The organism is Rufibacter ruber (assembly GCF_014138425.1).
Taxonomy (GTDB): domain Bacteria; phylum Bacteroidota; class Bacteroidia; order Cytophagales; family Hymenobacteraceae; genus Nibribacter; species Nibribacter ruber_C.
Genome location: NZ_JACJIQ010000011.1, coordinates 22,167 through 36,125, shown reverse-complemented (window position 1 = coordinate 36,125; position 13,959 = coordinate 22,167). Strand labels below are relative to the sequence as shown.

The following is a 13,959-nucleotide window of genomic DNA, read 5'->3' as shown; positions in this document are numbered from 1 at the left end:
TTTTGGGCCTGATTTCAGAAAAACAGCCCGAAAACAGAAACCACCTTTTGTCATTCAGGGAACTCAAACATTTCCCTCCAGCCCCTCGGGTTCTTCCCTCTATGAAGACCTTGTCCCTTGTATTTTGTTTGGGCTTCAAATATCTTTGGCAAGTACCTACCGTTTCTTTTTATCGCCTCCGGAGCGCCACTGCCAGGTTTAAAGAGCAACCAGGAAGAAATTTCTCCAGGCTATTCAGCCTACAAATCCCAAACCAACACAAGCTCAAAACACCTGCCGTTGCCACTCCTCCGGCACCCCGCATTTACAAGTGCTAAAAAAAAGCCAACCTTGTTGCAAAAGCTCTTGTTATTAAAGCAATATCTCAATAATATTTATTATTTTGCCATAGAAGTACGGGTACGTCTTGTTGTTTAAAGCTGGGAATAAGGCTTCGTTCGCGTTGGGGTGTTTCCTCTTTTGCAGCGCTGCCCGGTGTAAAGTGCTGCATAGCCCCCTTTCACCGCTTTCCTGAAAGATCAGAGGTATACATAACTCACAACCACCAAGTTTCCCAGCAGTCAAAGCACCGCCCGCCGGGAAGCCGCTCACACATTATTTTTTTCTCTGTGAAACGAAAGGCCACCGTTAGATGGATTCTGTCCTGCCTCCTGCTCTTGTTTTTGCCTGCCCTGTCCAGCGCGCAGAGCACCTCTAACAAAGGCCGTGATTTCTGGTTAGGGTACATGGCCCACTATGAGGGCACAAGGTCACAGATGAACCTGTATATCACCTCAGACAGAAATGCTGTTGTCACGGTTACCATAGGCACCTTGTCTCCTACCCAACACAATGTCACGGCCAACCAGGTGACCATCATCCCCATACGTTCCCAGTTGGCCCACGTCTCCAGCAGCGAGGTGATTGAGCAAAAAGCCATTCATGTGACCTCAGATTTTCCGGTAGTGGTGTACTCGCACATTTATTTCACGAACAAGTCAGCGGCCACGCTGGTTTTGCCGAGCAATACCCTGGGGCGGTCTTACTACGCGATCAGCTATGACCAGCTTCAAAATGTTCAGAACGCAGATGAAGCCACCTCACAGTTAATGGTGGTTGCCCTGGAAGACAACACCACTATCAATATCACCCCAACCGCGACTACCCTGCGCGGAAATCAGGCTGGGGTAACCTTCTCCCCGCCCAGGCCTCTTATGAAAGGGGAACTGTACCAGGTTCGCTCCAAAACAGACCTTACCGGAACCAAAATTGAGTCAGTTGACACAGGAATGGGCAGTTGCAAACGGATTGCTGTTTTCTCAGGCAGCTCCTGGACAGCGGTTCCCCTTGACTGCCCGGCCACCTTAAGCGGAGATAACCTTTATCAGCAACTCTACCCTATCAGTGCGTGGGGGAAGAACTTTGTCACAGCCCCCTTCCTGAGCCGCACAGCTGGAGACGTGTTCAGGGTGCTGGCTTCTGAAGACAACACCGCCATTACTATTAACGGGAGCAGGATCACCAGAGACAAAGGAGAGTACCATGAATTTGAGAGCAAAGTGGCTAACTATGTGACAGCAGACAAACCTATCCTGTTTGCCCAGTATGCGAAAACCCAATCCTGTGACGGGGTGCTAGCAGACCCGGAGATGACGCTTGTGAACCCTGTAGAGCAAACCCTTACAGACATTACCCTATACTCTTCAAAAGACTACCAGATTTCAAGGCACTACATCAATGTGACCATGAAAACTGCTGACACCGCCTCTTTTAGGTTAGACGGCAAAAGAGTAACCTTCACCCCCATTGCCGCCAATCAAAACTTTGTCTATTCGCAGAACACTGTCACCACTGGGAACCATAGCCTGAAAGCAGACAGCGGGTTCAATGCGGTTGCCTATGGCTTTGGCAATGTAGAGTCTTACGGCTACTCAGCGGGAGCCAATGTAAACAACCTGAACCAAAACATTACAGTGCTCTCAGACAGCATCTGTGACGGGCGGGACATCCGCTTCAAAGGATTTGCCGTTTACCAGCCGCTGGCCTGGAAATGGCATTTTGGAGACGGCACCACCTCAGATGAACAGAACCCCACCCACAGGTTTCAGGGAGTTGGCACCTACACCGTCTCCCTGGTGACCACCAAGTCTAACGGAAATGACTGCGACTCCCAGGATTCTACATACATTGAGGTGGAGGTACACCCCAACCCGGTAGCAGATTTTGATTTTGCCACCGTGTGTACCAATGACAGTACCCGGTTCACAGACAAATCAACGGTTACCACAGGTGAAACCATTACCCATTGGCGCTGGGACTTTGGTGACGGCCAAACTTCTACCAAACAGCACCCGGTGCACCTGTACAAAAAACCTGGCACGTATACGGTCAAGTTACAGATCCAGACCCAGGCTTTCTGCCTAACAGATGTCTCCAAAACCATCACCATTTTTGAGCCACCCGCACTAAAATTCAGCGCAAGCTCTACCTGTGACGGCAAATCAATGGTTTTCCAAAACCAAACCACCGTCGCCGTTGGGAACGTAGTGCGCTGGGAATGGGATTTCGGCGACGGCACCACCTCCAATGAAGAGCACCCCCGCCATCTTTTCCCAAGCCACGGCACGTACACAGTGAGACTCAAAGCCACCTCTGATCAGGGTTGCTCAGAAGCCAGTAGCCTGGTGGTGACCGTAGACCCGGTTCCGGTTGTCCGTTTCAGTTTACCAGATATTTGCATAAAAGACAAGGCAGTTTTCCAGAACACCTCCTCTATCACGAGCGGTTCTCTCCGGTACTTATGGGATTTTGGTGACGGCAAAGGCACTTCAACAGACCCGCAGCCACAGTACCGTTACACAGCTGAGGGCATTTACACGGTTAAGCTGGTAGTGACCTCAGATAAGGGATGCAAAGACAGTGTTGCCCACACCTACACCATTAGTGGGGCGGTGCCAATCCCAGACTTCACGGCCTCCTCATTCTGTCAGGAGCAAGGGGTTGAATTTAAAGATGCCAGCAGCATTGCGTTTGGGAACATAGTGCGGTGGCGCTGGGACTTTGGTGATGGCCGGTTCTCTGATGAGCAAAACCCCAAGCATACCTACCCCACCGCCGGCACTTATACTGTGAAACTGCGCATCTGGTCTGGCATTGTCTGCACAGATTCTGTTACCAAAACCATTACGGTTATCCCTAATCCCAAGGCAGGCTTTACCACCGCCAATGTCTGTGAGGGCGAGTTAGCGCAGTTCACCAACACCTCTACCGCCAACGGGAGCGGCACGCTCACCTATCGCTGGGACTTTGGCGATGGCAAAACCTCTTCGGCGCTAAGCCCTTCCCACCTATATGCCGCCCCAGGCAACTACACCGTCACCTTAACGGTTAGGGGTGGCAATGCCTGTGAGCAGGTTTTCTCCCAGGCGTTCACTGTTTACCCTACCCCCAAAGCAGATTTTTCCCCAACAGTGGGCTGTCTGGCAAATGAGGTGTCTTTCCAGGACATGAGCAGTCTGCTCACGGGCAGGCTGGTGAAATGGGAATGGGATTTTGGTGATGGCATTTCTTTGCAAACCCAGCACCCCAAACACAAATACGGCAGAGCCGGAAGCTTCACGGTACGCCTCAAAGTTACCTCAGACAAAGGGTGCACCCACGTGGTGAGCAAGACGGTCACCATCACCCCTACTCCTGTTGCCTCTGCGGGAGCTGACCAACTCCTTTGCGGACAAGTCACCACCCCTCTAGCGGCCAACGCGCCCGCCCCTGCCACCGGTCTCTGGACGGTGGTCAGCGGCGCTGGGGGCACTTTCTCCAACCCGTCTAATCCTAAGGCAACGTTCACCGGCACCATGGGCGAGACCTATACCTTGCGCTGGACCGTCAGCAACAGCCCGTGCGTGAGTGTACAGGATGAGGTAGTGGTCAAACTCCGGCCCACTCCTGCCGCAGACGCCGGCAAGCCCGTGATTCTGGTGGAAGGCGAAAGCACCACCCTTGCCGGTACTGGCGAAGGATCTTTGAAGTGGAGCCCAGCCTACGCCCTTAGCAACCCAGACATAGCCAACCCGGTGGCCTCGCCCATGGTCACCACTAAATACTACCTGCACGTCATGTCAGAGGCGGGTTGTCCTAACATTGACAGTGTAGAGATCAAAGTGCTCAAGAAACTACAGATTCCCAAGGCGTTTTCCCCTAACGGGGACGGCACCAATGATGTGTGGGAATTGGGTGGCATTGAAGACTACCCCAGAATCACCATTGACATTTATAACCGCTGGGGTGAAAAAATCTATTCCACCTATGGGTACCCCACCCCCTGGGATGGTAAGCGCAACGGCCAGGACCTGCCCATTGGCGCCTACTACTACATAATAGATCCGCACAACGGGCGGCCTAAGTTCTCTGGCTCTCTCACAATTCTGCGTTAACGGCATGGCCATGAAGAAACACCTCTTCCTTCTTTTGCTGTTGGCGTGGCTCCCTTCTTTTGGGCAGGCCCAGCAGTTACCGCATTACAGCCAGTACATGCTCAACCCGTTGCTGCTCAACCCCGCCCTTAGCGGAACAGACAATTACCTGGACATCCGGACGGGTTACCGCAACCAGTGGGTTGGGCTGGAAGGCGCCCCTACCTCCTATTACCTGAGCGCGCACATGCCCTTAGGGCGGTTAGACTATATCAACTCGGCCACTTCCTTTAGCCCGCGGCCTATCTCAAAGGGCAAGTACCGCAATCAGTGGAAGCCACCCCACCGCAGCACCTCCCAGAAACCGCGCGCCCACCACGGGGTAGGCGCCCTGGTGCAGGTTGACCAGGCCGGAGGGCTGAAACGGACCGATGGGCAGCTCACCTACGCATACCACCTGCCCCTGAACGCTGATTTGAAACTTTCTGCGGGCGTGGTGGCGGGATTCACCCAGTACAGCCTGAACCGTGACCTGCTCACCTTCACCGCCGCTGGGGACCCAGTCACCACCGCCCGCGAGTACAACCGGCTCTTACCCAATGTGGGCGTGGGCGTGATGCTCTACAGCTCCCGCCTCTATGCAGGCATCTCTGTGGCCCAGGTACTCCCCACCCCGTTCAGCTTCAGAAACTCTGAACCAGAGGTACCCGCAAAACAGCAGCGGCACGTCTTCGCCCATGGCGGATACCGCTTCTTTTTAGGGAAACACTTCAGTGTAATGCCTTCGCTGGTGGTCAAACACGCCTCGCCCAGCCCGGTTTCATTTGATGCCAACACCAAGGTGTACTGGAGAGACCAGTTCTGGGTGGGAGGCTCTTACCGCCACCATGACGCCACCGTTCTCATGGCCGGTTTCCAGCTCAGGCAGCTGTTGCACCTGGGCTACGCCTATGACATGACCACCTCTGCCCTCAGCAGCGTTAGCCACGGCTCCCATGAGCTGGTGCTGGGCCTCATGCTCCGGAACAAACGGGATATCTATTCCCCTTCCCAATACTGGTAAGCCTGTTTTGGGGCTGTTTTTCAAAAAACAGCCCCAAAACAGGAAAAGGAACCGGACTCATCTTAAAGCCCCTGTTTCTGGCCTGTTTTTCTGAAATCAGCCCCAAACTACCATGTCTAACAGAAATTCTGCCGCCGGTAGATAGGTGCCGGTTAGATTCTCTACCTTTGTTCCTGAACACAAACCGGATCAATATGCTGCACCTAGGCGACTACAACTACTTGGAAATTCTGCGTGATTTGGAACACGGCCTGTACCTGGGCTCTGATGATGGCGACGTGCTGTTGCCCCGCAAATACGTGCCCGCAGACGCCCACGTGGGAGACATGCTCTCCGTGTTTGTGTACCGTGACTCAGAAGACCGCCTGATTGCCACCACCCTGGAGCCCAAAGCCAAGGTAGACCAGTTTGCCTGCCTGCAGGTGAAAGATGTTAACCGGTTTGGGGCGTTTCTGGACTGGGGTCTGGAGAAAGACCTGTTTGTGCCCTACTCCAACCAGCATGAAGACCTGCACGTGGGCCAATGGGCACTGGTCTACCTGTATCTGGATGAAACCTCTGACCGCATTGTAGGCTCCACCAAGCTGGCGCCTTACCTGAGCTACGAGCCCATCACACTGGAGGAAGGCGATGAAGTCAGTCTGCTGATTGGCCCGGAGAAGGCGCTGGGGTATCAGGTGATGGTGAACAACAGCTACCTGGGCATGTTATACCGCAATGAGGTCTTCCGCAAACTGGAGCCGAACGAGTACACCCAAGGCTATGTCAAAAAGATAAGGGAAGACGACAAACTGGATGTGAGCCTGCAGAAACAAGGCTACAATGAGGTGGAGCACGCTGCTGAACTCATTCTGGAGCGCCTCAAAAAAGAAAACGGTTGGCTACCCCTCACTGATAAAACCGCCCCTGAACTCATCTACCAGACCTTGGGCATGAGCAAGAAAACCTTCAAGAAAGCCATTGGCGCCTTGTACAAACGCGGCGAGGTGCAACTTCAGCCAGACGGGGTCAGTCTTTTAACCAACCCCTAAACCCGCCGTCTGCGTTCCGCCTACACCCTTTATGAGATACGTCTGTCTTCTCCTGTTCCTCCTCAGCTGCTTTCTACAGGCAGCTGCCCAGGCACAGGCGCCCAAAGAAACAAAACACCTGCAGGCGGTACGCACTGCCACTCCCCCAAAAATTGACGGGCTCCCCACCGAGGAAGTCTGGCAACAGGCAGCACCCGCCACCGGCTTTACCCAGAATGAACCGGTGAACGGCGCCCCTTCCCGGCAGCGCACCCAGGTGCGCATTCTCTATGATGACGAGGCTATTTACGTGGGTGCCATGCTCTATGACACCGCCCCAGACTCAGTGCTCACCCAGCTCAGCCAGCGTGATGGCGGGCAGGTGAACGCAGACATGTTTGGGGTGTACTTTGACACTTATCTGGACCGGCAGAATGCCTTCGGGTTTGAGGTCTCCACGGCCGGGGTGCAGACAGATTTCAGGTCTACCAGCAACGGAGATGACATGGCCTGGAACGCGGTCTGGGAAAGTGCTGTGGCCCGCCATGACCAAGGCTGGTCAGTTGAGTTCAGAATCCCTTACTCCGCCATCCGGTTCCCTAAGAAAAATGTGCAGGAATGGGGAGTGAACTTCTGGCGTTCCACCCGCCGCTACCGCGAAAGCGCCTTCTGGAATTTTGTAGACCGGTCTATGCAGGGCTGGGTCAACCAGTTTGGCGTGCTGCAGGGGGTGCAGGGGCTGGAGGCACCGCTGCGGCTTTCGCTCATGCCCTACCTTTCCGGCTACGCCGACCACTTCCCCACGGAGCAGGAGGGGAAGAAAGACCTGAAGACCACCCTCAACGGCGGCATGGACATCAAATACGGGATCAATGACGCCTTTACCCTTGACATGACCCTGGTGCCAGATTTTGGGCAGACGCAGTCAGACGCGCAGGTGTTGAACCTGTCGCCTTTTGAGGTGCGCTTCAATGAGAACCGCCAGTTTTTCACAGAGGGCACCGAGCTGTTCAACAAAGCCGGTCTGTTCTATTCGCGCCGCATAGGGAACGAACCCTTGCACCTCTATGACCTGCGGTATGACTACAGCCAATACGGCAGGAGCGAGGAAGTAGTGGTTCTGGAGAACCCCGAGAAAACAAGCCTGTTGAACGCTACCAAAATCTCAGGGCGCACCAACAGGGGGCTGGGGATTGGGGTGTTCAACGCCGTGACCCAGAACACCTATGCCACGCTCAGGAGCAACAAAACGCAGGAGGAGTTCAAAGTACTCACAGACCCTGCCACCAACTACAATGTACTGGTTCTGGACCAGAACCTGCCCAACAGCTCATACGTTACGTTCACCAACACCAACGTGACCAGAGGCAAAGGCTTCTACAACGCCAATGTGTCTGGGCTCATGACCCGGCTCCGGAACAAGAAGAACAGCTACACCCTCAACCTGGCCGCCAACCTGAGCCAGCGCTTCCACAAAGGGTCTGTTCCCCAGGGCACAGACAAGGTGGAGCTGGGGCACGCCTATTACGCAGACTTTGGCAAGACCAGCGGCAATTTCCAGTTCACGGTACGCCACAGTACAGAAAGCGACTCTTATTTTATCAATGATCTGGGCTACCTGTCTAACAACAACATCATTGAGAACGAAGCCAACATCAGGTACAATATTTTCAAGCCTTTCTGGAAGTTGAACAGCCTGTTCAATGCCGTGGGGGTGGAGCACCGCCAGCTGTACAAGCCCAACTTGTTCAGCAGGCTGGTCTATTACCTGGAAACCAACGCCACCTCCAAGAACTTCATCTCATTTGGGTACACGCTGGCCTGGCTGCCCAGGAACAACTTTGACTTCTTTGAACCCCGCTCCCGCTCGTATGAAGGTGTGATCCAAGGCAGGGTTTTCAAAGACCGGGGCGGCATTCCCAACCGCAAGTTCAGAGACCCCGCCGGCACAGAGCTGAGTGGGTACATCTCCAGTGACTACCGCAAAAAATTTGCCTTAGACCTCAACGGCGGCGTTTACCACTCCCCAGCGTATGACCAGCTGAACACCTGGGTGGGCATTAGCCCCAGGGTTAGGGTCAATGACCATTTGCAGATGGTGTACAGCGCTGAGTTAAGCCGTGATCTGCGCGACTACGGTTTCGCCGGGAACGGCGAGAATGACAGTATTTTCTTTGGGTCCCGCACCGTGCACACGGTTACCAACTCGCTTACGGGCACCTATATCTTTAACGCCCGCACCGCCCTCAACCTGAACATGCGCCACTACTGGTCCAGTGCCAACTTCTATGACTACTTCCTGTTGCAGGACAACGGCGACCTGGAACCGGTAGACCACACCCCGTCTTCGCCGTGGGCGAAAGACCGGAATTTCAACGCCTTCAACATTGACCTGGTGTACAGCTGGCGCTTTGCCCCGGGCAGCGAGGTCAGCGTGGTCTGGAAGAACGCCATTTCTCAGGAGTTGTTCCCAGAGCAGAACAACTACCTCATGAACCTGCGCAACACGTTACAGGCAAACCAACTCAACAGCTTCTCCGTTAAGATTCTGTACTATTTAGATTACCAGGTCATGAAGCGTGCCCTCAAATCTTAACCCTTACAACAAGCCTATGGAATCACCCAAAGTAGCGTTGATTGCCGGTGCCAGCGGTCTGGTGGGGAGCCATTGCCTGCAGTTGCTGCTGCAGAGCCCGCGTTACCGCAAAGTGATTTCAGTGGGCCGAAGGGAGCTGCCGGTACAGCACCCCAAGCTGCAGCAGGTAGTGGTAGACTTTAACCACCTGGAGAAGCACCGCCACAGCCTCACCGCTGATGATGTGTACTGCTGCCTGGGCACCACCATCAAGAAAGCGGGCTCGCAGGAGAAGTTTAAGCAGGTAGACTACACCTATGTGGTCAACCTGGCCAAAGTTACCTCCCACACGTTTGCCGCCCAGTTCCTGGTGGTGTCGGCGCTGGGCGCCGATGCCGGCTCCCGCCTCTTCTACAACCGGGTGAAAGGCGAAATGGAGCAGGCGGTGCAGGCGTTGCCCTTTACGGCCGTGCATATCTTCCAGCCTTCGCTGCTGCTGGGCGACCGGCCGGAGGTACGGTTTGGAGAGAAAGCCGCCGAGGTGTTTATGAAGCTCTTCGGGTTTATCTTCAAGGGCCCGCTCAGGAAGTACCGCGCCATACCCGCCAAAGCCGTGGCAAAAGCCATGCTCGAAGCCGCCAAGCAAGACGGCGGCGGCGTGCAGCGGCACCCGTCAGTCCAGATGCAGCAGTATAATTAATTGTTCATTGCTGTTTCTGTTTTTGGGCTGTTTTGGCGAAAACAGGCCAGAAACAGCATAGCGTTGTTGCTTCTCCCTGCGGAAGAAGGTCAGGAGGAGGGGAAACGGTTCATGTTGTTATGGCAGAAGCTACTGGCACAGACGCTCGCAGGTCTGAAAGACGCTACGAGGTCTTTTGAGCAGGCGGCACAGCGGGGGCAGGCGTATGGAACCCACCCCCTCCCGGGAGGGGAATTCTCTGCAACGCGTGCCCTCCTATCTAAACATCCCCCTTCGCCCCCTTCAAAGGGGGAGTATCGAAGTGAGTTTTGAGTTCTGAGTCTTGAGTTCTGAATCCTTTCTTTCATCTCAGGTACTTCAGCACGAATGAAGCAGCTATGCCTGGTCTCGCAGCCGCGCCGCGGAGGCAGCCAGAGACCGCCCGTCATCAGTAGGCACGCGTCTGGGGACTCGCGCCAGCGCATGATAGGGGAAACCATTCGCATCAGCAATCAACAGCCAATCAACCATTCCACCGGCTGATGTGCGCAGCACGGGCTCGACTCAGGCTAGCGGAACTACAGCACTAACCTGCAAACAATCTACATCAAGAAAAGCAATAGCAGCAATGGAACCTAAACCAGTCGTGGGGGTGAGCGCCTCTGTTAATACGGTGCCGCTCCAGCGGCAAGGCCGGAGGGCCTAGTTTTAACAGCAGTGCTCACCGCCAGGACGGGGCCCCGCGGCCGTGAGCGCTTACCGGAAAAGATGAAACAATGCAGTGAGTGAGGCACCGCGTCAACCACCAAAGCCAAGGGAACAGCGGACTACGCATTCCTGCAGCAGCAATTGGCTGTCACTAAATACAGCATCAAGCGCCACCGCCAAGGGATCAGCATACTACGCATACCTGCCGCAGCCAGGGGAGCAGCAGACTTCGCATTGCAGCAGCAGCAACTGGCAGTTACTAACCTACGGCAGCCACTGCCAAGGGAACCTCAGACGACACATCGCCTTTAGAACAGCAGACCAATCCTTCCCGCTGCAAAGCGCCTAGCTGTATGCCCCAACCGCCAGACCTTCTCCCCCGTACAGTCTGCAAACAACTACTGCCTATGTCCTCGGCCCAACACCAGATCAAGCATTTCTTTCCGCGCAGCGCGCACTATGACCCCCAATGGGTGCGGGAGCATTCAATGGGCGAAAACGTACTTTTCAACCTGGAGAGCATCACAGCCCTGCTGCCTCTGAGGGAAGGTATGCGGGTGCTGGACCTGGGCTGCGGCAAGGCGGCCAGCTCCATTTTTCTGGCGAAGGAATTCAAGGTGCAGGTGTGGGCGGTAGACGAGGCCATTTCGGCCACGGCCAATTATACGCGTGTGCTGGAGGCCGGGCTGGAGAACCGCGTGTTCCCGCTGCAGGCAGACGCCCGCGCGCTCCCCTTCCCGGAGGAGTTCTTTGACGTGGTGCTGGTGATTGACTCGTACACCTATTTTGGGACAGATGACAAGTACCTGCCCTACATCTGCCACTTTCTAAAGCCAGACGGATACATTGGCGTTGTAGACGTCTGCTTCAAAGAAGAGATTGAGACACTGGAGCAGGTGCCCGTGTTTCTGCGCGAAGACTACCAGGATTACTGGTACTACATCCATTCGGTGCCCTGGTGGCGGAAGCTCTGGGAGAAGACGGGCCTGGTGCAGGTCACGGTGGCAGAGCTGCTGCCGGCCGCCGAGCTCATACGGGAGCAGTACGTGAAGGATTTTGAGGAGCACGGCCAGAAAAATGACCCTTTTGCCCGGGCGCTCAAAAAAGACAACCACCACCATATCAGCTTTTTCCGGCTTATTGGGCAGAGAACCCGCAAAGATGCCTACCTGCAGTCTTACAAAAAAAGTTAACTTTGCCCCAGCGGCGGCCACTGACCGGGAGGCTGTACCGGCTGCGTACGTTTTTGAAACTGGTAAAATAATTCTGCCCCAACTGCAGTTTTATAGGGGCTGGGGCAGTATCACCTGTCTTAGAAACAAGAATTAACTTTACTATGAAGAAACTGCGATTTATTTTTGGGCTGAGCCTGCTGTGGTGTTGCCTTTTCTCTGTTACCCAGGCCCGTGCCCAGCAGCATGGCGTTGGGATCAGGGTGGGGGGCCTTTCATCTGGGATCTCCGGCAAGTACTTCCTGAACGGAAGCGCGGCCATAGAAGCGATCATAGGCACCAGTTTCGGGCGCAAAGGCTTTCATCTCACCGGGCTGTATGAGCTGCACGCCAGTGCCCTGGGGGTACCGGGACTGCAGTGGTTTTACGGCGCGGGGGCGCACATTGGCTCCTACAAGGGGCGGTATTACCATGACCGCACCTACAAACACTACTATGATTCAGCAAATAAAACCCTCGCCACGGTGGGGATAGACGGAATTGTAGGTCTGGAATATCAGATTACGGAAATTCCGGTTTCGGTGGGCATCGATTTTAAGCCATTTTTGGATGTCAACCAAGACGGTCTTTTCTTGTTTCCTGACGGAGCTCTGACCGTTAGGTACACATTCTAATGCTTCCCCAGACCTACTTGAAAAAGCCTGCCCTGTGCAGGCTTTTTCTATTTCTGCGGTTTCTGTTTTAGGGCTGTTTTTCAGAAAACAGCCCCAAAACAGAAACCGGGTTCAGACTTTTTCTCACACGCACTTTTCTTTTAGCCGGCCGCCGGCCGAAACAAATACCTACTATTTACACCTTCCCCAGCACTTTATCCTCAACAACCTCGTTGACAAGATAGCAGCCCCAGTAGATGGTCTGGTTTTTTATTTTCATCTTTAGGGCATGTGTAAAGTTGGTCTATCTTGCGGCAGGCGGTTTTGGCAGGAGTTGCCTATTGGCTTCTCTCACCTTTGCAGCACTGGCACAAGGCTGAAGAATTCTTTTGGCAGCACCTTATTCTAGCTGTTTGTACTGACAGACCACTGATTTAAACCTTCTCCTTGGCACAAAAACCCCCTACCGGCGCTGCCTGGCCTTTTCACTTCCTCTTCATGTCTTCCAAGTTAAAATTCATCAATAAAGATAAGTCTGCGTTCTATGCCACCACCCGTTTACGGGTAGAGGCTTACCTGAAAGAAAATGGCAACTCTAAGCATGCCAACGCCGCCATGTGGCGCAAAATAGCCTTCTACCTGGTGGGGGCGGCTGGCCTTTATGGTCTTATTCTCTCCAATTTGTTTTCTGTGTGGCAAATGTTTGGGCTGGCCTTGCTGCTGGGGGTGTTTTGCGCATTGATTGGCTTCAATGTGTGCCATGACGCTATTCACGGGTCGCTTTCGGCCAGCAACAAGGTTAACAAAAGCTACAGCTTTGTCTTTAACCTCATTGGCGCCAGCCCCTACGTCTGGAATTTGACCCACAACGTGGTGCACCATACCTACACCAACATACCTGGCCATGATGAGGACATAGAGGTGGCACCCGGCCTCATACGGGTAAACCCGGAGGAGAAGGTCTTGAAACACCAGCGGTTCCAGCATATTTACGCCTTCGGGCTTTATAGCCTTTCTTCCATCTCCTGGGTGCTGAGGAAAGACTACCTCAAGTTCTTCCAGAAAAAGATAGGAGAACATGCCACGGTCAACCACCCTAAAAAAGAGGTCTTCAGGCTCTTCTTTTACAAGACCATCTATTACGTGATGTTCATTGCACTGCCCCTGGTTCTCTTAGACATTACCTGGTGGCAGTTTTTGATTGGCTTTGTTAGCCTGCACCTGGTGGAGGGGCTGGTTCTGGGGCTGGTTTTCCAGTTGGCGCACGTGGTAGAAGGAGCCGATTTCCCTACGCCCAATGAAGACGGCAACATGGAGGAAGCCTGGGCAGACCACCAGATGCGTACTACCGCCAACTTCGCCACGCAGAACAAGCTGGCTGGCTTCCTGCTGGGCGGCCTGAACCAGCAGATTGAACACCATCTCTTCCCTAAAGTTTGTCACATCCATTATCCGGGCATTGCGGCCATTGTCAAAGCCACAGCGCATGAGTTCGGGCTGCCCTACATTGAAAGCCCTACATTCTTGAAGGCTTTGAGCTCCCACTACCGCATGCTCAAGAAGCTGGGCTGGCAGGCGTACCGGGAACAATCCCTTTCCTTGGCAACTGAAAGCTCAAAGCATAAGCACCTTCTTGTCAGCTAAGCCCTAGACCTGCTAGCTGAAAACGCATGTGCCTTGCCCTAACGCTTATGCCAGCCGCGCAGCA

Annotated in this window: 9 protein-coding genes; all 9 read left to right on the top strand. The window is 54.1% G+C overall.

Annotated elements, in window-relative coordinates; genetic code table 11:
- The first annotated feature begins 117 nt into the window (after positions 1-117).
- Entirely contained in the window at positions 118-417 is a 300-nt protein-coding gene (locus FHS90_RS13455) for a hypothetical protein (RefSeq protein WP_182513417.1), read from the top strand.
- A 191-nt stretch (positions 418-608) separates the two neighbouring features.
- Positions 609-4,412: a PKD domain-containing protein gene (locus tag FHS90_RS13450; RefSeq protein WP_182513416.1), complete on the top strand. Its 3,804-nt coding sequence runs from the start codon at positions 609-611 to the stop codon at positions 4,410-4,412.
- A gap of 10 nt (positions 4,413-4,422) precedes the next feature.
- Positions 4,423-5,454 (top strand): PorP/SprF family type IX secretion system membrane protein, encoded by a 1,032-nt coding sequence (locus FHS90_RS13445; protein WP_182513415.1) that lies wholly within the window; start codon positions 4,423-4,425, stop codon positions 5,452-5,454.
- Between the two features lie 194 nt (positions 5,455-5,648).
- Complete coding sequence (locus FHS90_RS13440; RefSeq protein ID WP_182513414.1) at positions 5,649-6,485, top strand: CvfB family protein; 837 nt, start codon at positions 5,649-5,651, stop codon at positions 6,483-6,485.
- A 31-nt stretch (positions 6,486-6,516) separates the two neighbouring features.
- Entirely contained in the window at positions 6,517-9,060 is a 2,544-nt protein-coding gene (locus FHS90_RS13435; RefSeq protein ID WP_182513413.1) for a DUF5916 domain-containing protein, read from the top strand.
- A gap of 16 nt (positions 9,061-9,076) precedes the next feature.
- Positions 9,077-9,739: an oxidoreductase gene (locus tag FHS90_RS13430; RefSeq protein WP_066834221.1), complete on the top strand. Its 663-nt coding sequence runs from the start codon at positions 9,077-9,079 to the stop codon at positions 9,737-9,739.
- A 1,094-nt stretch (positions 9,740-10,833) separates the two neighbouring features.
- Positions 10,834-11,619: an SAM-dependent methyltransferase gene (locus tag FHS90_RS13425; protein ID WP_182513412.1), complete on the top strand. Its 786-nt coding sequence runs from the start codon at positions 10,834-10,836 to the stop codon at positions 11,617-11,619.
- A 143-nt stretch (positions 11,620-11,762) separates the two neighbouring features.
- Positions 11,763-12,272, top strand: a complete 510-nt coding sequence (locus FHS90_RS13420; RefSeq protein ID WP_066834229.1) for a hypothetical protein — start codon at positions 11,763-11,765, stop codon at positions 12,270-12,272.
- Between the two features lie 477 nt (positions 12,273-12,749).
- Positions 12,750-13,895 (top strand): fatty acid desaturase family protein, encoded by a 1,146-nt coding sequence (locus FHS90_RS13415; protein WP_182513411.1) that lies wholly within the window; start codon positions 12,750-12,752, stop codon positions 13,893-13,895.
- Positions 13,896-13,959: the final 64 nt, after the last annotated feature.

Coding starts and splice junctions, on each gene's coding strand:
- FHS90_RS13445 (WP_182513415.1), top strand. CDS start 4,423: ATGAAGAAACACCTCTTCCTTCTTTTGCTGTTGGCGTGGCTCCCTTCT.
- FHS90_RS13440 (WP_182513414.1), top strand. CDS start 5,649: ATGCTGCACCTAGGCGACTACAACTACTTGGAAATTCTGCGTGATTTG.
- FHS90_RS13435 (WP_182513413.1), top strand. CDS start 6,517: ATGAGATACGTCTGTCTTCTCCTGTTCCTCCTCAGCTGCTTTCTACAG.
- FHS90_RS13430 (WP_066834221.1), top strand. CDS start 9,077: ATGGAATCACCCAAAGTAGCGTTGATTGCCGGTGCCAGCGGTCTGGTG.
- FHS90_RS13425 (WP_182513412.1), top strand. CDS start 10,834: ATGTCCTCGGCCCAACACCAGATCAAGCATTTCTTTCCGCGCAGCGCG.
- FHS90_RS13420 (WP_066834229.1), top strand. CDS start 11,763: ATGAAGAAACTGCGATTTATTTTTGGGCTGAGCCTGCTGTGGTGTTGC.
- FHS90_RS13415 (WP_182513411.1), top strand. CDS start 12,750: ATGTCTTCCAAGTTAAAATTCATCAATAAAGATAAGTCTGCGTTCTAT.